Annotated in this window: 14 protein-coding genes; 10 read left to right on the top strand and 4 right to left on the bottom strand. The window is 70.2% G+C overall.

The features are described from left to right. Positions 1–25 precede the first annotated feature (25 nt). Together J7E93_RS00410 and J7E93_RS00415 are read right to left on the bottom strand one after the other, a co-directional pair. Positions 26–1018, bottom strand: a complete 993-nt coding sequence (locus J7E93_RS00410) for a carbohydrate ABC transporter permease (RefSeq protein WP_215064965.1) — start codon at positions 1016–1018, stop codon at positions 26–28. 13 nt (positions 1019–1031) lie between these two features. After that, complete coding sequence (locus J7E93_RS00415) at positions 1032–2348, bottom strand: sugar ABC transporter substrate-binding protein (RefSeq protein WP_215064967.1); 1317 nt, start codon at positions 2346–2348, stop codon at positions 1032–1034. A 184-nt stretch (positions 2349–2532) separates the two neighbouring features. Between J7E93_RS00415 and J7E93_RS00420 the strand changes: the two genes are divergently transcribed. From J7E93_RS00420 to J7E93_RS00430, 3 genes are all read left to right on the top strand, one after another. Continuing rightward, positions 2533–3855 (top strand): ROK family protein, encoded by a 1323-nt coding sequence (locus J7E93_RS00420; protein ID WP_215064975.1) that lies wholly within the window; start codon positions 2533–2535, stop codon positions 3853–3855. A 98-nt stretch (positions 3856–3953) separates the two neighbouring features. Beyond that, a complete protein-coding gene (locus J7E93_RS00425; protein ID WP_215064977.1) occupies positions 3954–4220 on the top strand; it encodes a hypothetical protein in 267 nt (88 codons plus the stop codon). A gap of 133 nt (positions 4221–4353) precedes the next feature. Further along, entirely contained in the window at positions 4354–5412 is a 1059-nt protein-coding gene (locus J7E93_RS00430) for a LacI family DNA-binding transcriptional regulator (RefSeq protein ID WP_215064979.1), read from the top strand. Positions 5413–5469: 57 nt separating this feature from the next. On the opposite strand, the gene J7E93_RS00435 is transcribed toward J7E93_RS00430, so the two are convergent. Both J7E93_RS00435 and J7E93_RS00440 read right to left on the bottom strand, forming a co-directional pair. Next, complete coding sequence (locus J7E93_RS00435; RefSeq protein ID WP_215064981.1) at positions 5470–7269, bottom strand: glycoside hydrolase family 6 protein; 1800 nt, start codon at positions 7267–7269, stop codon at positions 5470–5472. Between the two features lie 15 nt (positions 7270–7284). After that, on the bottom strand, positions 7285–8838 hold the full coding sequence (locus J7E93_RS00440) for a cellulase family glycosylhydrolase (RefSeq protein WP_215064983.1): 1554 nt from the start codon (positions 8836–8838) through the stop codon (positions 7285–7287). A 271-nt stretch (positions 8839–9109) separates the two neighbouring features. On the opposite strand from J7E93_RS00440, the gene J7E93_RS00445 reads away from it, so the two are divergent. The 7 genes from J7E93_RS00445 (at position 9110) to J7E93_RS00475 (ending at position 20530) form a co-directional block, all read left to right on the top strand. Further along, entirely contained in the window at positions 9110–12037 is a 2928-nt protein-coding gene (locus J7E93_RS00445) for a glycoside hydrolase family 48 protein (RefSeq protein ID WP_215064985.1), read from the top strand. 191 nt (positions 12038–12228) lie between these two features. Beyond that, complete coding sequence (locus J7E93_RS00450; RefSeq protein WP_215064987.1) at positions 12229–13737, top strand: alpha-N-arabinofuranosidase; 1509 nt, start codon at positions 12229–12231, stop codon at positions 13735–13737. Between the two features lie 183 nt (positions 13738–13920). Then, entirely contained in the window at positions 13921–15147 is a 1227-nt protein-coding gene (locus J7E93_RS00455) for an ABC transporter substrate-binding protein (protein WP_215065031.1), read from the top strand. Further along, positions 15147–16151, top strand: coding sequence for a carbohydrate ABC transporter permease (locus tag J7E93_RS00460; protein ID WP_215064989.1), 1005 nt, complete (start codon positions 15147–15149; stop codon positions 16149–16151). Before J7E93_RS00455 ends, J7E93_RS00460 begins: the two co-directional genes overlap by 1 nt. After that, positions 16148–16999, top strand: coding sequence for a carbohydrate ABC transporter permease (locus tag J7E93_RS00465; protein WP_251065825.1), 852 nt, complete (start codon positions 16148–16150; stop codon positions 16997–16999). Before J7E93_RS00460 ends, J7E93_RS00465 begins: the two co-directional genes overlap by 4 nt. Positions 17000–17012: 13 nt before the next feature. After that, on the top strand, positions 17013–17579 hold the full coding sequence (locus J7E93_RS00470) for a hypothetical protein (protein WP_215064997.1): 567 nt from the start codon (positions 17013–17015) through the stop codon (positions 17577–17579). Between the two features lie 218 nt (positions 17580–17797). Then, positions 17798–20530 carry a Tat pathway signal sequence domain protein gene (locus J7E93_RS00475; RefSeq protein WP_215064999.1) on the top strand — a complete coding sequence of 911 codons (2733 nt, stop codon included), beginning with the start codon at positions 17798–17800 and terminating at the stop codon, positions 20528–20530. Positions 20531–20535: the final 5 nt, after the last annotated feature.

Genomic DNA, 20535 nt, shown 5'->3' on the forward strand with positions numbered 1-20535 from the left:
GCGGGGCGGCCGGGGCGCGGTGTGATCAGACATCGCCCGTCCTCCTTCCTCGGGAGGTGACCAGGAGGTAGACCCCGGTCACGACGAGCAGGAAGAGGAGCAGCAGGACGGACATCGCCGCGCCCGTCCCGAAGTTCCATGTCTGGAACGACGACTGGTAGATGTGGAGCGAGATCAGGTCGGCCGCCTCGGGCGCGGCCTTGCCGAACAGCACGAACGGCGTGTTGAAGTCGTTGAACGTCCACAGGAAGAGGACCAGGACGAGAACCTGGTTGACCGGCCGCAGCGACGGCAGGGTGATCCGGCGGATCTGCTGCCACACGCCCGCCCCGTCGAGGGCGGCGGCCTCGTAGATCTCCCGGGGGATGTTCTGCAGGCCCGCCATCATGATGAGGAAGGCGAAGGGCCAGCCCTTCCACACCGAGACGACCAGCAGCGTGACGAAACTGTTCTCGCCGATCAGCCAGAACGGCGGGCTGTCGGTGAGCCCGAGCTGGTCGTGCAGGACGTGGTTCACCAGCCCGTTGTCCCGTTGGAACATGAACGCCCAGGTGATGACCGCGGCGTAGACCGGGAGCGCGTACGGCACGAGGAAGAGCGTGCGCAGGATCCCCCGGCCCCGGAACGTCTCCTGGAGGAAGACGGCGGCCGCGGTGCCGAGCAGCCAGCACAGGCCGACGGAGAGCAGGGTGAACAGACAGGTGGTGAGGAAGGAGCTCAACAGCGCCCGCCCCAGGGGCGCGTCGACGTCGAGGGCGACGGAGTAGTTGTCCGGGCCGGCCCAGGGAGCGGTGGTCCAGTCCCGGATGAAGAACTGGGTGAGCTCCTTGAAGCTCATGGTGATGCCGATGAGCATCGGCACCAGGTGGACCAGGAGCTCCAGGAGCAGCGCGGGAAGCAGCAGCAGGTACGGGAGCGAGACACGGCGCAGCCGCCCGGGAGGGCGCGGGATGGGCGCGCTCCCGGGTGGGGACTTCCGTACCGTCCGTCCCGCCGGTTCGATGGCGGTGGTGGTCATATCGGTGTCGGGCTCACTTCTTGGGCATCTGCTGCTGGGCCTTCTCGAGCTTGGCGCGCACCGACTCCGCGGTCACCGGCTGCCCGGCGGCCGCCTCGGCGAACAGCTCCTTGACCGCGGTGCCGACGACGGTCTCGAACTGAGACTCCTCGGGGACCTGCGGGAGGGCGGCGGCGCTGGTGGCGAGGGTCTTCCGCAGCACGGCGAGGGCCGGGGTGGCGAAGGCGGGGTCCTGCTGGGCGGAGGTGACGGGCGGTATCGAGCCGTACGCCTTGTTGAGGATCTTCTGCTCCTCGTCGCCGGTCATGAACTTCACGAACCTCATGGCGCCGTCGATGTTCTTCGTGTTCTTGAAGACGGCCATGTTGATGCCGGCGACCATGGAGTTGACTGCCTTGCCCTGGCCCGGTGCGCCGGACTGGACGGGAGCGGGGGCCACGCCCCACTCGTCCTCCTTCATGCCGTGCGACGCGAAGGTGGCGGAGGCGGTCTGCCACAGCACCATCGCGGTCCTGTCGTTGGCGAAGTCGCTGAGGGACTGGTTCTGCGCGTACTCGGCGTTGCCCTTGGCGACGATGCGGTGCTCGGCCATCAGGTCGACGTACTGCTTCACCGCGGCGACGGCCCCGTCGGAGGTGAAGTCGGGCTTACCGTCGGGGGTGAAGAAGTCCGCGCCGTGCTGCTTGCCGAGGACGAAGACCTGGTGGATGTTGTTGGAGAGGTTCGACCCCTCGACGCCGATCGCGGAGGTGCCGTCGGTGGTCAGCTTCCTGCCGGTGGCGACCAGCTCGTCCCAGGTGGCCGGCGGCTCGGTGATGCCGGCGTCCGCGAACATCTTCTTGTTGTAGTAGAGCGCGTACGCCATGGAGTACAGCGGGACGGCCGCCGGGTCCTGGCCCTGGACGCCGGTGGAGCCGAGCGCCGAGGGCACGAAGCGGTCCTTGCCGCCGATCTTCCCGAAGTTCTCCTCGTCCCAGGGGAGCAGTGCGCCGGTGGACTGGAGGGAGGCGCTCCAGGTGTTGCCGATGTTGAGGACGTCGGGTCCCTGGCCCGAGGTGGTGGCGGTGAGGATGCGGTTGAGCAGGTCGCTCCAGGGCACCACCTCCAGCTTCACCTCGATGCCGGTCTCCTTCTCGAACTTGTCGAGTTCGGGCTGGAGGACCTTCTTGTCGACCTCGATGTTCGCGCCCTGGTTGGATGCCCAGTAGGTGAGCGTCCTCGGCTGCTCGTTGGAGCCGCCACCGCCGGTGGAGCCGCCGCCGCAGGCGGCCGCCGCGAGGACGAGGGAGAGGGTGACGGCACCGACGGCCGCGGCTCTGATTCTGCGCATGACTCCAGGGGCCTTTCGTGGAGTGGCGGGTCACCCGCGAGGGGAGACGCCGCTTGCGTCCCGCGTTCCGTCCCCATGCCCTCACGGCTTAATTTAGGATGTGAGTTAAACCTCGGGCGGAGGACGCGTCAAGGGGCGTGGCAGCGGTATGTTGCCTGCAGGGACACGAAGACGAGGGGGCAGGGTGAAAGTTCGCAGCGGCCGTACGGTGCGTGACCTGCGGCGGGAGAACCGCACCGCGGTATTGCAACGGTTGTATTTCGACGGGCCCCTGAGCCGCTTCTCGCTCGGACCGGTCACCGGACTGAGTTCGGGCTCGGTGAGCAACGTCGTGGCCGAGCTGGTCGCCGAGGGACTGGTCGAGGAGGCCGGCAGCGTCGACTCCGCCGGCGGCCGCCCCCGCACCCTGCTGCGCATCAGTCCGCACAGCGGATACATGATCGGCGTGGACGTCGGCGAGACGCGGGTGCGGATCGAACTCTTCGACCTGGCCCTCACCGAACTGGCGCGCGTGGAGCGGCCGCTGGAGACGGAAGCGCCGCGCCGCGTCGACCGCTACGACGTCGGCGTCGTCGTCGGCCACCTCCGCGAAGGCATCGCCGAGGTCCTGGAGCGGGCCGGGATCGCCGCGGAGCGTCTGCTGGGCGTCGGTGTCGGCGTGCCGGGCATCGTGGCCAGGACTCCGGAGGACGGCGCCGTCGTGCACGGTCAGACCATCGGCTGGGACGCGGTGCCGCTGGAGCGCCTGCTGCGCGAGTCCCGGCTGCTGCCCGAGACCGTCCCGTACTTCATCGACAACGGCGCCAAGACCCTCGGCCAGGCGGAGATGTGGTTCGGTGCCGGGCGGGGCGCGCGCAACGCCGTGGTGGTGCTCTTCGGCTCGGGAGTCGGCGCCTGCGTCGTCGCGGACGACATGCGGCCGGGCCGCGCCGTGGAGTGGGGGCATCTGACGGTACGGGTCCGGGGCCGCCGCTGCCGCTGCGGCGCCCAGGGCTGCCTGGAGGCGTACGCCGGAGCGGAGGCGCTGCTGCAGCGCTGGGCGGAGGCGGGCGGACGACCGCCCACGGGCGTGGACGAGGAGACCGCGCTGACCGCGATGCTCGCCGCCGCCTATCCCGCCCCGGAGGCCGACGGCACCGTGCCGGAGGCCGACGCGACCGCCGTCGCCGTCCTGGAGGAGACCGCCGAGTACCTCGGCGCGGGCTTCTCCGACCTCATCAACCTCTTCCAGCCCGAACGGATCCTTGTCGGCGGCTGGGCCGGGCTGCAGCTCGGCTCCCGCTTCCTGGACTCGGTACGGGCCCACGCCACTTCCTACGCCCTGGCGTATCCGGCCGCCCATGTGCGCATCGATCTCGGCACCCTCGGGCCGGACGCCGTGACGGTCGGCGCGGCGATCCTGCCGCTCGCCGACTTCTTCGCCCGCGGCGGCCGCCGCGCCGAGGCCGAGCCCGAGGAGCCGCCCCCGGCCTGGCACACGACACTCCGGGAACGAGCGGCGCAGTGAACCCGGCGACGTCCCCCAGGACCGGAACATCGCCCCGGCGGACCGAAGGAACGGCCGCGGCCGGGCGAGTGTCAGTGGTGGGTGCGATGCTGCCGGGTATGGACGAGCTGATGCGAGGCCGCGTGTACGGCGCGGACCACGACGACCCCGATCCCGGGCCCCGGCCGGGGCACGTCTACCGGGAACTGGTGGCGGGGCCCTTGGACGGCCTGCTTCTCGACGTCACCGGCTGGACGACGGAGCAGCTCCAGGAGGGGGCCGCCCTCGCCACCGAGATAGGCACGTACGGGCCGGGCGGCAGCGCCCGGTACGGACCGCGCGACGGCGACCCGTACCACTGGGACTGGGAGGGCGACACCCGCTAGGGCGCAGGCGCGTTCCAGGGGCGGAGCCCGTGCAGCAGGATCCCGCCGGGGTGAATCGATTCAGGGCGCTCGTTGGTACCATCCGGTCCGACGAGTCGGACGGTTGAACCGGTGAAGAGGCGGGACACGACAGGTGAGTCGTACTGCAGGGGCGGCGGGCGCGGGAGCCGGCGGCGGACAGGGAGCCGGGATCAAGGACGTGGCGCGCGAAGCGGGCGTCTCCGTCGGGACGGTCTCCAACGTGATCAACCGGCCCGATCTCGTCTCGGAGCGCACCCGCCGTCATGTGCAGGAGGTGATCGCCCGGCTCGGCTATGTGCGCAGCGAGTCGGCGCGCCAGCTGCGCGCGGGGCGGAGCCGCCTTCTCTCCCTGCTCGTCCTCGACATGGGCAATCCGTTCTTCGTCGACCTGGCGCGGGGTGCCGAGCGCACCGCGCGCGCCGCCGGGCTGAGCGTGATGGTGTGCAACAGCGACCAGAGCCCCGCGGCCGAGGCCGAGTACCTCTCCCTCTTCGCCGAGCAGCGCGTGCACGGCGTCCTGATCACCCCGGCCGACCCCAGCGGATCCAACCTCCAGGAGTTCCGGCGGCACGGCATCCCGTTCGTGCTCGTCGACCGGGTGGCCGGCGGTTCCGGCGGCTGCTCGGTCTCCGTGGACGATGTCGCGGGCGGCGCCATGGCCGTCCGCCATCTGGTGTCCCTGGGCCACCGCTCGATCGCCTACATCAGCGGTCAGGGCCACCTCCTCCAGGTCCGCGACCGGCGCACCGGCGCGCTGAACGCGCTGGCCGAGGCGGGGCTGCCTCCGGACGCCCTGCGCGAGATCGGCGCCGACCGGCTCGACGTGAACTCCGGGCGGGACGCGGGAGCGCGGCTCCTCGGGATGGTGGAGCGTCCGACGGCCGTCTTCTGCGCCAACGACCTGCTCGCGCTCGGGGTGCTCCAGGCGATGTACGCGGCGGGGGTCAGGGTCCCTCAGGACATCGCCATCGTGGGCTACGACGACATCGAGTTCGCCGCCGCGGCCGCCGTACCGCTCACCTCCGTACGGCAGCCGGCCGCCACGTTGGGAGCCATGGCCACCGAGCTGCTGCTCGACGAGGCCGGTGAGCAGGCAGCCGCCCACCGGCACCAACAGGTCGTGCTCCAGCCGGAGCTGGTCGTACGGGGATCGAGCCAGGTCCGGCGCTGAGCTCGGCCGGCCGGAACCGGGTTCCGGCCGGCCGCCGCCCTCACGGGCGGTGGTGCGTCACAGCGCCGGGTGGGCGTTCTTCAGCAGCTCCTGGAACTGGGCCGAGAACCACTGGCCGGAGAGCGGCGCGTCGGGCAGCGCCCCGGACATGCTGTTGCCGTTCCGCGCGTTGCCCGTGTACGTCGGGTCGCACATCCGGTCGAATCCCTTGCCCTCGTTGTTCGGGATCTCCTTGCTGGCGCCGTCCGACTCGCCCGGGGGCTTCATCCACACGTACGCGTCGATGCCCGCGGCCGGCGCGGCCTTCGGCCGTTCGCCGAGCCCCGCACCGGACTGGTTGCACCAGTTGCCGAGGTGGATCCGCCGGTCGTAGCGCCCGCCGTTCACATAGGTGTCGACGGTCGTCCGCGCACCGGGGGCGGTGGGCCGGGCCGTACCGCCCCAGCCGTTGCGCGAGGTGTCGATCAGCATGCCGAGGTTGGCGTCGAAGCCGATCGAGACCAGCTTGGCGCGCATGGCCTGGGCGTACGACAGCTCGTCCGTGTATCGGTTCCAGTCCACCCACTTCGACTGGCGCACCGAGACGCCGTTGACGGAGTCGTCGATCGTGAAGTGGTCCTCCTTCAGCGCGCTGTAGTTGGCGGTGTTGACGATGAATCCGTGGACCTTGGAGACCGTGGAGCCCTCGGCGGTCGCCGCCTGCTTGAAGAGCTCGGCGGAGGGGCCGAAGTTGTCGTCCCAGCCGAGCCAGCCGTGGTGGCCCGCGTCCACGTAGTTGTAGACGTTGGCGAGGGAGCCCAGCTTGTTGAGCGCGTAGCCGACGCCCTTGATGTAGTTGCCGTTGGCCTTCATCACATCGCAGTTGGCGGTGGCCGTCGGGCGCCCGGAGACGTTGGTGACGAGGTTCGGCAGTGAGTCGATCTCGACCGTCGTGACGATCCGCAGGCCCGCGTACTTCGGGTCGGCGAGGATGGCGGCGATGGGGTCGATGTACTGGGTCTTGTACCGGTCGATCTCGGTCGGGCCCAGTTCGCCGTTGGAGGCGAGCGCGGCACAGTCGCGCCCGGGCAGGTTGTAGATCACCAGCTGGACGACGAGCTCGCCGCTGCCCTTCTGGACCAGGGCCCGGTCGAGGTGGTCGCGCAGGCCCATGCCGCCGTTGACGCCGGCGATGGCGGCCGTGCGGTCGAGCCAGACACCGGTGGGCTGGTTGGAGACCTTGGTGCCGCCCGGCTCGGCCGCCGCCTTGGCGGACCACTCGGGGTTCACGTAGACCTTGGCGCCGGCGTACGGGTTGTCGGCCTTGGTGCCGGTCGGCGGCGGTGTCGTCGGTGGTGTCGTGGGAGGTGTGGTGGGAGGTGTGGTGGGCGGGGTCGTCGGGGGAGTGGTGGGCGGCTGGGTCGCGCCGTTGCAGGTGACTCCGTTGAGCGTGAAGGTCGCGGGGACGGCGTTCGTCCCGCTGTAGGAGCCGTTGAAGCCGAAGGAGGTCGAACCACCCGTGGCCAGGCTTCCGTTGTACGAGAGGCTCTTGGCGGTCACGGCGGCGCCGGACTGGGTGATCGTGGCGTTCCAGCCCTGGGTGACCTTCTGGTCGCCCGCGTAGGACCACTCCAGGGTCCAGGCGCTCAGCGGGTCACCGGTGTTGGTGACGACGACATTGGCTCCGAAGCCGGTGTTCCACTGGTTGGTGACCTGGTACTCGACCTTGCAGCCCGCGGCGGCGGCGCCCGCGGTGGTCGTCATGACGGTGGCCGTGGCGCCGGTCGCCGTGATCAGTCCGATGGCCGCCAGCAGGGCGGTGCGGCCTGTGGTGCGGCTCGTTGTACGAGGGGTCGTGCGCGTGGTCGTGCGGCTCATTTCGCGGGGTGCCTTTCAGTTCAGGGCGCGCAGATGGTCGCGCAGCCCGATGCCAAAACTGGTGGGGGTTCCGTCGTACGAGGTGATCAGGGCCGGTCCCGAGGAGCAGTTCCAGGTGTTCCAGGTCCAGCCGAGGTACGACAGGGAGCGGTCGTCGAACCACTTCATGACGCGGTCGATGAAGGCGTGACCGCAGGTGTTCTCACCGATCTCGCCCGCGACCAGGGGGACCCGGGCGGCGACCGGCGCGAGGGTGCTGTCCCAGCAGGCCTCGGTGGAGCAGGTGTTGAAGTTGTAGACGTGCCAGGCGGCGGCGAGACGGCCCGCCGGGTCGGTGGGGGCGTGGGCGAGCCACTGGCTCAGGTCGTTGGAGTACGCGATGCCCGGGACGAGGACGAGGTTGCGGGCGCCCGTCGCACGGACGGCGTCCACCAGGTCCTGCATGCCGGCGACCTCGTAGCCGATGCCCGGGCAGGTGCCGCCGTCGCGCCAGCACGTCCAGGCCTGCGCGGCGGTCGGCGTAGCCCGGTCGGGATAGGGCTCGTTGAACAGGTCGAAGACGATACGGCGGTCGGCCTTGAAGGTGTCGGCGACCGAGGTCCAGAACGCCGGGGTGTACTGGGCGTTCGGCATCGGCTTCTGGCAGGAGGCGTGGACGTCGGAGCAGCCCGCCGAGTTGCCGGTGTACTGCCCGTACGTCCAGTGCAGCTCGACGATCGGGGTCATGCCGTGGGCGAGGACCTTGTCGACCAGGCCCTTGACGGCGTTTACGTAGTTCGCGCCCCGGTACTCGGGCTTGATGTTGTCCAGGCCGAGCCAGCATTCCTCGTTGAGCGGGATGCGGACGGTGTTGGCCTTCCAGTCCGCGATGGCGCGGACCGAGGCGTCGTCGACGGGACCGTCGAAGAAGCCGTGGCCCTGGACGCACATGAACTCACCGCCGGAGCGGTTGACGCCGAGCAGACGGCGGGTGGCGCCATTCTGGTCGGTGAGCCGGTTGCCGGTGACGCTCAGCTCGGGCGCGCCGGGGACGGGGCCGGGCGGATCGGTCGGATCCGTGGGCGTCGGGGTGGGTGTCGGGGTCGGTGTCGGTGTGGGCGTGGACGTCGTTGTGGGCGTGGGGGTCGGAGTCGGGTCGGTCGGGCCCGGGCCGGTGGTGCAGGCCGTGCCGTTGAGCGTGAACGTGGTGGGCGCGGTGTTGGTGCCCGACCAGGACGCGATGAAGCCGGCGGTGACGCTCGCACCCGTGCCGAGCGAACCGTTCCAGCTCTCGTTGACGGCTGTGGCCCTCGCCCCGGTCTGGGACCACTTGCCGCCCCAGCCCTGGCTGACCTGCTGACCGGCCGGGAAGTCGAAGCCGAGGCTCCAACCGCTCAGCGCGGCACTGTTGTTGGTGACGGTGACGGAACCCTGGAAGCCGCCGGCCCACTGGCCGACGACCGAGTACCGCACCGTGCACACCGGCGCGGCCACTGCTCCTGAGGCCGTACCGACGACGGCGAGAGCGGTGCTCGCCATCGTGAGCGCCGCTCCTGCGAGCAGCGCGGACAAACGCGGGGGATGTCGCATGAGCGACTCCTTGCAGCGAGGGCGCGTACCTGACGACGCGCCGACTGACGGAATCGCTCCCACTGGTGGGCCCAGACCGTAGCGGCAACTCGCCCCAAGGAAAAGAGGAGTTGTCAACTTTCCCTGTCGAATGCCTTCGACTCTTCGCGCACCTTGACGCCGTTCCGCCCCGACTGCACAGTGGGAGCGCTCCCACTGGTTCAGAGCTTGTGTCCAAGGCTTCGCGTACCCCTCCACACCGCCCCTCCGAGCCGCGAGGAGAGCCACCCGCATGCCCTCACCCCCGACCCGCGGACGCCCCCCGATCCGCAGACGACGCCACCTGCTCACCGCGCTGGCCGCGGTCCTCTCCCTCCCCCTGGGCCTGACCGCCGTCGGCGGTACCACGGCCCACGCAGCGACGGTGCAGTGCAGCGTCGACTACAAGACCAACGACTGGGGGTCCGGCTTCACCGCCGAGCTGACCCTCACCAATCGCGCCACCACCCCGCTCGACGGCTGGACCCTGACGTATGCGCACACCGGCAACCAGCAGCTGACCAACGGCTGGAACGGCACCTGGTCCCAGTCGGGGAAGACCGTCACGGTCGCGAACGCGTCCTGGAACAGGACGGTCGCCGCCGGAGCCGCCGTCACGACCGGGGCCCAGTTCACCTACAGCGGGGCCAACGCCGCCCCGACCGCCTTCGCCGTGAACGGCACCGCCTGCACCGGCGCCCACCAGCCGCCGATCGCGGTGCTCACCAGCCCGGCCGCCGGGGCGGTCTTCACCCAAGGCGACCCGATCCCGCTGGCCGCCACGGCGGCCGCCGCCGACCAGGCCACCGTGAGCAAGGTCGAGTTCTACAGCGACACCACCCTGCTCGGCACGGACACGACGGCGCCGTACGCCCTCAGCGCCTCCGGTCTCGCCGCCGGCTCCCACTCGCTCTACGCCAAGGCCTACGACAGCCTCGGCGCCTCCGCCGAGTCGGCCCCGGTCGGCATCACCGTCGCCGCGGGGCCCGCGCTGATCGCCACCCCGGCCCAGTTCGGCGTACGGCAGGGCGCCACCGGCACCTTCGACCTGAAGCTCTCCACCCAGCCGTCCGCGAACGTCGCGGTGAGCGTCGCCCGGACCTCGGGCAACACGGGCCTCAGCGCGAGCCCGGCCACGCTCACCTTCACGCCGGCGAACTGGAACACCGCCCAGAAGGTCACCGTCGCCGCCGCGGCCACCGGAACCGGCTCGGCCGTCTTCACCGCGACCGCCCCCGGCCATGCCAAGGCCGAGGTGACCGTCGCCCAACTGGCGGCCGACTCCACGTACGACGCCCGCTTCCTCGACCTCCACGGGAAGATCACGAACCCGGCCAACGGCTACTTCTCGCCCGAGGGCGTTCCGTACCACTCCGTCGAGACCCTGATCGTCGAGGCCCCCGACCACGGGCACGAGACGACCTCGGAGGCGTACAGCTATCTGATCTGGCTCCAGGCGATGTACGGCAAGATCACCGGGGACTGGACCAAGTTCAACGGCGCGTGGGACACCATGGAGAAGTACATGATCCCCACCCACGCCGACCAGCCCACGAACAGCAGCTACAACGCCTCCAAGCCCGCGACCTACGCGCCCGAGCACGACCTCCCGTCGCAGTACCCGGCCCGGCTCGACGGCGGCGTCACGGCCGGCTCCGACCCCATCGCGGCCGAGTTGAAGAGCGCGTACGGCACGGACGACATCTACGGCATGCACTGGCTCCAGGACGTCGACAACGTCTACGGCTTCGGCAACGAGCCCGGAAAGTGCTCCGCCGGGCCGACGGCGACCGGACCCTCGTACATCAACACCTTCCAGCGCGGGCCGCAGGAGTCCGTCTGGGAGACCGTCCCCCACCCCACCTGCGACAGCTTCCGCTACGGCGGGAAGAACGGCTACCTCGACCTCTTCACCGGGGACGCCTCCTACGCCAAGCAGTGGAAGTTCACCAACGCCCCGGACGCCGACGCCCGCGCGGTCCAGGCCGCCTACTGGGCCGACATCTGGGCCAAGGAGCAGGGCAAGGGCGCCCAGGTCACCTCGACCGTCTCCAAGGCGGCCAAGATGGGCGACTACCTGCGCTACGCCATGTTCGACAAGTACTTCAAGAAGTCCGGGAACTGCGTCGGCCCGACGGTCTGCCCCGCCGGCACCGGCAAGAACAGCGCGCACTACCTGATGTCCTGGTACTACGCCTGGGGCGGCGCCACCGACACCAGCGCCGGCTGGTCCTGGCGGATCGGCTCCAGCCACGCCCACGGCGGCTACCAGAACCCGCTCGCCGCCTACGCGCTGAGCGAGTACGCACCGCTGAAGCCCAAGTCGGCGACCGGCGCGGCCGACTGGGCGACCAGCCTGGACCGGCAGCTGGAGTTCTACCGCTGGCTCCAGTCCTCCGAAGGTGCCATCGCGGGCGGCGCCACCAACAGCTGGCAGGGCCGTTACGCGCAGCCGCCGACCGGGACACCCACCTTCCACGGCCTCTTCTACGACGAGAAGCCCGTCTACCACGACCCGGCGTCAAACCAGTGGTTCGGCTTCCAGGCCTGGTCCATGGAGCGGGTGGCGGAGTACTACCGGCAGACCGGCGACGCGGCCGCCAAGACCGTGCTCGACAAGTGGGTCGGCTGGGCGCTGTCGAAGACCACGATCAACCCCGACGGCACCTACCGCATCCCCTCCACCCTCCAGTGGTCCGGCGCCCCCGACACCTGGAACCCCTCGAGCCCCGGCGCCAACACGGGACTTCACGTCACCGTGGCCGACTACACCGACGACGTCGGCGTGGCCGCCGCCTATGCCAAGACTCTGACCTACTACGCGGCGAAGTCCGGGCACGCCGAGGCCAAGCGGGTCGCCAAGGCGCTCCTCGACGGCATGTGGGCCCACCACCAGGACTCCCTGGGCATCGCCGTCCCGGAGACCCGGGCCGACTACAACCGCTTCGACGACCCGGTGTACGTGCCGAGCGGCTGGACCGGCACCATGCCGAACGCCGACCCGGTGAACTCCTCGTCCACCTTCGCCTCGATCCGCTCCTTCTACCAGGACGACCCGGCCTGGCCGAAGATCGAGGCCTATCTGGCGGGCGGCGCCGCGCCCGTCTTCACGTACCACCGGTTCTGGGCCCAGGCGGACATCGCCCTGGCCATGGGCTCGTACGCGGAGCTGCTCGAATAGCAGCGCCCCGCGGGAGGCAGCTCCGCGTACGACAAGGCCGGCCGGCCCGCTTCCCCGGGTCCGGCCGGCCCTTCGTGCGCCGGGGGCGCATTGGCTCGACGCGCGGAACCCATTGACGAGCCAGGGCTCCCCTCCTACGGTCCTGTTCGAAGTGACGATCAGTATTCGAGATTTCGAACGCCAGGAGCTGTATGTCCCCCGACACCGCCCGCTTCGCCCTCGACCCCGACTTCGCCGTCGGTCCCGTCGACCCCCGTCTCTTCGGCTCGTTCGTCGAACACCTCGGCCGCTGCGTCTACACCGGCATCCATGAGCCCGGCCACCCCGCCGCCGACGAGGACGGCCTGCGCACGGACGTCCTGGAGCTGGTCCGCGAACTGGGCGTCACCGCCGTCCGCTACCCCGGCGGCAACTTCGTCTCCGGCCACCGGTGGGAGGACGGCGTCGGGCCGGTCGAGGAGCGGCCCCGCCGCCTCGACCTCGCCTGGCGCTCCACCGAGACCAACCGATTCGGCCTCGCCGAGTTCCTCGCCTTCCTCCGGAAGATCGGGCCGCAGGCCGAGCCGATGATGGCGCTCAACCTCGGCACCCGCGGCGTCGCCGAAGCGCTGGACCTGCTCGAATACGCCAACCACCCCGCCGGCACCGCACTCTCCGAGCGCCGGATCGCGCACGGTGACAAGGACCCCTTCGGCATCCGGCTGTGGTGCCTCGGCAACGAGATGGACGGGCCCTGGCAGACCGGCCACAAGACCGCCGCCGAGTACGGCAGGCTCGCCGCCGAGACCGCCCGCGCCATGCGCCAGATCGACCCCGGCCTCGAACTCGTCGCCTGCGGCAGCTCCAGCCGCGCCATGCCGACCTTCGCCGCATGGGAGGCCGCCGTCCTCACCGAGGCGTACGACCTCGTGGACCACATCTCCCTCCACGCCTACTACGAGGAGGTCGACGGCGACCGGGACTCCTTCCTCGCCTCCGCCGTCGACATGGAGTCCTTCATCGAACAGGTCGTCGCCACCTGCGACCACATCGGTGCCCGGCTGAAGTCCGAGAAGCGGATCACCCTCTCCTTCGACGAGTGGAACGTCTGGTACCAGCGCCGTCCCAACCCCCACCCCGTCGAGGACTGGCAGGAGGCCCCACGCCTCCTGGAGGACGTCTACACCGTCACCGACGCCGTCGTGCTCGGATCGCTCCTGATCGCCCTGCTGCGCCATGCCGACCGGGTCGCCGTCGCGTGTCTCGCCCAGCTCGTCAACGTCATCGCACCGATCATGACCGAGCCGGGCGGGGCGGCTTGGCGCCAGACCACGTTCTTCCCCTTCGCCCAGGCCTCGCGCCACGGACGCGGCACGGTCCTCGACGTGCGCGTGCAGGCGCCGACGTACGCGACGAAGCGCTTCGGCGAGGTCCCGCTGCTGCACGCCACCGCCGTACGGAACGGGGACGGCGGCGTGACCGTGTTCGCGGTCAACCGCGGCCGGAGCGAGTCCCTGCCGCTCGAAGTGGCCCTGCGAGGGCTGGATCTGAGCCGGATCGTCGAGCACAGCGTGCTCGCGGACGCGGACCCCGAGGCGCGCAACACGGCCGCCGATCCGGAGCGGGTCGCCCCACGCCTGGTGGAGGGCGGCACGCTGAGCGACGGCACCCTGAGGACCGTCCTGGCACCGCTGTCGTGGAACGTCATCAGACTGGCCTGAACGGCTCTTCCCCCCAAGCGCTTCGAACGGATCCGTCCGAACCGTTGACGTACGGGTCGGCCGTCTCTACGTTGTCCCAGCAAGCGCTTTCCTAAAACGTTTCAATCACGCGCGGGAGGACGAACTGTGCGTACGACCAGCACTGTTGACCGACGGGGTCTGCTCAAGCTCGCGGGCGGCTCAATGGCCGCTCTCGGCCTGACCGCGGCCGGATGTGGCGGCGGAAGCGGCTCCGGAGACGGGACCGTCACCCTCCGCTATGCCTGGTGGGGGTCCGACGACCGCGCCAAGCGGATCAACCAGTCCATCGCGCTCTTCGAGAAGAAGTACCCGAAGATCAAGATCAAGACGGACTTCCAGCCCTACGCCGACTTCTGGAAGAAGTTCAACACCCAGGCGTCGGGCGGCAATCCGCCGGACGTCTTCCAGAACGCGATCGGCTTCCTGCGGAAGTACGACGAGAAGAACGTCCTGCTCGACCTGAACGCCCAGGTCAAGGCCGGCAACCTCCGCCTCGACGGCTTCCGGGCCGGGCTCGAGAAGTTCGGCGAGGTCGACGGCAAGCTCCTCGGCGTCCCGGTCGGCAGCAACTCGATGGCGCTCGTCGTCGACCGGACCCTGTTCACCAAGGCGGGCATCACGCCCAGGCCCGGCTGGACCTGGGGCGAATTCGACGCCGCCCTCGCCAAGATCCGCGACACCCAGGGCCGGGCCGGCGACAGCGGGATGTACGGCGTGATGTACCTCTACGACCTCTACCTGCGCCAGCACGGCAAGGCGTTCTTCACCAAGGACGGGCTCGGCTTCACCGAGGCGGATCTCACCGACTGGTGGACCAAGGCGTACGCCGGGGTCCGGTCGGGCGTCCACGCGGCCCCGGGGAAGGTCGCCCAGGCGAGGCCGAAGTCGGCCGTCACCGCCGAACTGGCCGCCTCCGAGTTCACCTGGGACAACTTCGCCATCCGCTACACGGCGGAGGGCAAGAGCGAATACGGCCTCGCGCCCATCCCGACGACCGACGGCAAGAGGACCGGGCAGTACCTCGGTTCGCTGATGCTCAGCGGATCCAGGCGCACCAAGCACCCCAAGGAGGTCGCCCAGTTCATCGACTTCATGGTCCACGACCCGGAGGTCGCCAGGATCATGGGCTTCGACCGCGGTGTCCCGGCCACCACCGCCCAGTACGAGGCGTTCAAGCCGACCGACCCGGTCGCCCAGCAGATCGCCGCCTACGAGCAGCAGCTGGTGGACTCCGGTGTCCTGGAGACGATCACGCCCCACCCGGCGGGCGCGGACGTCTGCGAGGCGGCCTTCCTGCGTCTCGCGGAGGAGATGGCCCTGGGCAAGCGGTCGGTGGGAGACGCGGTGAAGCAGTACTTCACCGAGTCCAAGACGGCGCTCGGCTCCTGATGGGACCCGCCGTGACACACGTACCGCCGGCGCCGCCGGCCGTGGAGCCCGAAGCGCCGGGCACCGCGGCCGGGGGCGGCCCCACGGCCCCCTCGCGAGCCGCCGGCCGCCGCCGGGCCCGCCGCGAGAACCTGGCCGGATACCTCTTCATGTCCCCGTGGATCGCCGGCTTCGTCCTGCTCACCGCGGGACCGATGGTCGCCTCGCTCTACTTCGCGTTCACCGACTACAACCTCTTCGACGCCCCGCGGTGGATCGGCCTGAGCAACTTCACCGAGATGTTCGCCGACCCGCGCTGGCGCACCTCGGTGGAGGTGACGAGCTGGTACGTGATCGTCGGTACGCCGCTCAAGCTGGCCGCCGCCCTCGGGGTGGCGCTCCTGCTCAATCAGAAGCGCGCGGGCCAGGGCTTCTACCGGGCGGCGTTCTACGCCCCCTCGCTCATCGGCGCGAGCGTCTCCATCGCCATCGTCTGGCGCGCGATCTTCTCGGACGGCGCCGTCGTCGACCGTACGCAGCAGGTGTTCGGCCTGGAGGCGGGCGGCTGGATAGGGGACCCGGACCGGATCGTCTACAGCCTGGTCGCCCTGACCGTCTGGCAGTTCGGCGCCCCGATGGTGATCTTCCTTGCGGGACTCAAGCAGGTCCCGCGCGAGCTCTACGAGGCGGCGGAGATGGACGGCGCGGGCACGTGGCGCCGGTTCTGGAACATCACCCTGCCGATGGTGTCACCCGTTCTCTTCTTCAACGTGCTCCTGGAGACCATCCACTCCTTCCAGGTCTTCGGCTCGGCGTACATCCTCGGCGGTCAGGGCAACTCCTGCGGCCCGGCCGACGCCACGCTCGTCTACACCTGTTACCTCTACATCCAGGGCTTCGAGAACAGCCGGATGGGCTTCGCCTCGGCGATGGCCTGGATGCTGCTGCTCGCCGTCGGCCTGGTGACCGCGGTGCTGTTCTGGTCCCAGCGGCGCTGGGTGCACTACGAGGAGGCGTCCCGATGACCATGACGAGCACGTCGAGGCGTACGGGATCGATCGCCTGGCACGTGGGAGCGCTGGCCGTCCTCGCGGTCGTCCTCTACCCGGTCGTCTGGGTGCTCGGCGGCTCGCTGAAACCGAACGACGAGATCGTCGGCAGTCTGCAGCTGTTCCCCACCGAACCGATCCTGGAGAACTACCGCCGGCTCGCCGACGGCATCGCGGACATCCCGATCTCCACCTTCTTCGGCAACTCGCTCTTCCTTGCGCTCGGTTCGGTGGTCGGCGTCGTCATCTCCTGCTCGCTGGCCGCCTACGCCTTCGCCAGGATCGGCTTCGCCGGGCGGGGGCTGCTCTTCGCGGTGATGATCGGCACGCTGCTGCTTCCGTACCACGTGCTGCTCATCCCGCAGTACGTGCTCTTCCAGAAGCTGGAGCTCGTCAACACCTACACGCCGCTGCTGCTCGGCAAGTACCTGGCGACCGATGCCTTCTTCGTCTTCCTGATGATGCAGTTCATGCGCAACCTGCCCAAGGAGCTGGACGAGGCGGCGCGGCTGGACGGCTGCGGGCATCTGCGGATCTACTGGTCGATCGTCCTTCCGCTGTGCCGTCCGGCCCTGATCACCAGCGCGATCTTCACCTTCATCAACGCGTGGAACGACTTCATGGGTCCGTTGATCTACCTCAACGAACCCGAGAAGTACACGGTGTCGCTCGGCCTGAAGATGTTCGTCGACCAGGACGGTCTCGCCAACTACGGCGGAATGATCGCCATGTCGCTGGTGGCGCTCCTGCCGGTGCTGCTCTTCTTCCTGGCCTTCCAGCGCTATCTGATCGACGGCATGGCCACGTCCGGACTGAAGGGCTGAGGGGGCCTCGTCCATGCTCAAGCCGCAGACACTGGAACGCTTCGGCGTGTTCGCCGAGTGTCTCCTCGTGGGGGTCTGGATCGCCGTCGCGTCCCTGCCGCTGGTGACGCTTCCCGCGGCGCTGGCCGCGGGAGCGGCGCACCTGCGCCGCTGGACGGGGGACGAGGAGAGCGGTTGGCGCGCGTTCGTGGCGGACCTGAGGTCCGCCGCGCGCCGGGGCTGGATCGTGGGGGTGGCGAGCTGGGCCGCCCTCGCGCTGGTGGGGGTGGATCTCCTCATCGTCCGCGCGGGGCTGCCGGGCGGCCGACTCGTCGGCGCGCTCGGGATCCTGGCCGCGATCGGCATGGTCGTCGCCGTACTGCGGGCCTGCGCGGCCTGGCGTCCGGATTCCTCCTGGCGGTCGCTGCTCGCCGCGGCGGCGCGCCGCACGGTCCGCGATCCGGCCGGTTCCCTCCTCGTCGTCTGCGGCTTCGCCGTGATCGCGGCCTCGGCCTGGTTCGTCGTTCCTCTGGCGGCCCCGGCGCTGGGTGTGGCGATGGCGGCGACCCTCGCGGTGGAGAGGCGCGCGGCCGGCCGGTGAGCGGGGCGGCGTCCAACGCGCCGCCGCCTCGCCCCTCGTCCGCCGCTCGCCCCTCGCTCCTCGTCCGCCCCTCGCCCCTCGTCCGCCCCACGCCCCCTCGTCCGCCCGTCGGCCCCGCGGTCCCTCCGCCTCGTCCCCGGCCCTCACCCCGTACCTCCACGGCTCGCGGACGCGCCGACGAGCCGCTCTCTGTCATGCTCATGAAAGGAATCGATCGTATGTCCTCGATCCCTCGCAGGTCTCTGCTCAAGGCCGCCGCCGTCGCCGGTGCCGCCGCCCAGTTCAGCTGGGCCCTCGGGCGGGGTGACGCACGGGCCGCGACAGGCCCCGAGGCGCCCATCGCCGAGAAGCCGGCCACCATCACCTGGCTGGAGCACGGCGGACTGGGAGCGGCGCCCGGCTCCACCTTCGGGGTGCCGTGGCCCAAGGGCGCACACCCCGCCGACCGCACCTTCGCGCTCACCACGGCCGACGGCAAGGAAGTCCCGGTACAGACCTGGACCACCGCCCGCTGGCCCGACGGCTCGCTCAAGTGGACCGCGCACGCCGTCGGCCCGGCGGCCGCCGGGGCGGAGAAGTTCACCCTGGCCCCCGGAACCCCGGCCGCCGCCACCCGGCGGATCACCGTCACGGAGACCGGCCGCCGGATCACCATCGACACCGGCACCGTCACGGCCGTCGTCTCCCGCGACGGCGAGAAGCTCGTCGAGTCCGTGACGCGCGGCGGAGTGAAGATCGCCACCGACGGGCGGCTCGTGCTGCTGCGCCAGAGCGACCTCGACGACGGCGACCAGGGCAACGCCAAGTGGGAGCGGTTCGACGGCGAGATCACCGGCGCGACGGTCGAACAGCGCGGCCCCGTCCGGGCCGTGGTCCGTATCGACGGCAAGCACCGCAAGGCAACCCGCAGTTGGCTCCCCTTCTCGGTCCGTCTCTACTTCTACGCGGGTGCCGACTCCTTCCGTATGGTCCACACCATCACCTATGACGGAGACCAGAACAAGGACTTCATCCGCGGCCTCGGCGTCCGCTTCACCGTCCCGATGCGGGACGCCGCCTACGACCGCCACATCCGCATCGCGGGCGCGGGCGAGGGCTTCCTCACCGAGGCCGTACAGGGCATCACAGGACTGCGTCGCGACCCCGGCCCCGCCGTCCGCGCGGCCCAGGTCAGGGGCGAGAAGCTGCCCGACCCGGCCACCTGGGACCAGCGCGTCACCACCCGTCTGCAGTACATCCCGACCTGGGGCGACTACACCCTCTCCCAGCTCTCCGCCGACGGCTTCTCGCTGCGCAAGCGCACCAAGGCAGGGCACGGCTGGATCCCGGCCGGCGGCGGACGACGCGCGAACGGCTTCGGATACGTCGGCGGGGTCAGCGGCGGACTCTCCTTCGGACTGCGCGACTTCTGGCAGAAGCACCCCGCCCAGCTCGACATCCGCGGCGCCGCCGGGGACGCCGCCGAGGTCACCCTCTGGCTCTGGTCGCCGGAGGCCCAGCCCATGGACCTGCGCTTCTACCACGACGGCATGGGCCAGGACACCTTCCCCGAGCAGCTCGAAGGCCTCAACATCACCTACGAGGACCACGAGCCCGGATTCGGCACGCCCTACGGCATCGCCCGCACCAGCGAGCTGATGTTCTGGGTCAACGGCTCCACCCCCACCGCCGACACGCTCGTCGCCCAGGCAGCCGCCGTCGCCACCCCGCCCCAGCTCGCCGCGAGCCCCGAAGACCTCAGCCGCGCCCGCGTGTTCGGCGGACTCTTCGCCCCCGTCGACCGCTCCACCCCCGCCAAGGCCTCGATCGAGGACCACCTCGACTACCTCTTCACCTACTACAAGGACCAGGCCGAGCAGCGCCGCTGGTACGGATTCTGGGACTACGGCGACATCATGCACACCTACGACGAGGACCGGCACCAGTGGCGGTACGACGTCGGCGGCTACGCCTGGGACAACTCCGAGCTCTCTCCCGACCTGTGGCTCTGGTACGCCTACCTGCGCTCGGGTCGCTCCGACATCTTCCGCTTCGCCGAGGCGATGACCCGGCACACCGGCGAGGTCGACGTCTACCACCTCGGCACCTGGGCCGGCCTCGGCACCCGCCACGGCGTCCAGCACTTCGCGGACAGCGCCAAGCAGCAGCGCATCTCCACCGCCGTCTACCGCCGCCCCTACTACTACCTCACCGCCGACGAACGCGTCGGCGACCTCATGCACGCACTGGTCGACTCCGACGAGACCTTCCTCGTCCTGGACCCCATCCGCAAGATCCGCACCGAGCCCTACACCCCGGACCGTCACGCCCTCTCCATCGGCTTCGGCACCGACTGGAGCGGTCTCGCCGCGGCCTGGCTCACCGAGTGGGAACGCGGCGGACCCAAGGCCGCGAAGGCCGAGGCACGGCTGCGCTCCACCATGGAGACCATCGCCGCCCAGCCCAACGGATTCGTCCAGGGCACCGGGCTCTACGACCTCGACACCGGCCGCTTCGCCGTCGCGACCGAGCCCGTCGTCGGCGTCTCCCACCTCTCCGCGATGTTCGGCCTGGTCGAGATGTGCGCCGAACTCATCGACCTCGTCGACATGCCCGCGTTCAAGAACGCCTGGCTCGACTACTGCCGCTACTTCAATGCCTCCAAGACGGAACAGGCGGCCCGCTACGGCAAGAACTTCGGCACCCTGCTCCTCTTCCAGGGCCACTCCCGCCAGGACGCCTACGCCGCCGCCCAGTTGAACGACCCCGCCCTCGCCAAGCGCGCCTGGGCCAAGTTCCACTCCAGCGACGGCTACACCTCGGCGATGGTGTGGGACAAGACCCCCGTGCAAGGACACGCCGCGCTCGAACCCGGCTACGAGCACCTGTGGATCAGCACCAACACCACGGCCCTGTTCGGGCTCGCCGCCATCCAGAACCTCGCCCTCGTCGGCGACAGCCTCCCCGCGTAGAGGAG

It is taken from the genome of Streptomyces sp. ISL-36 (assembly GCF_018614205.1).
Lineage (GTDB): Bacteria > Actinomycetota > Actinomycetes > Streptomycetales > Streptomycetaceae > Streptomyces.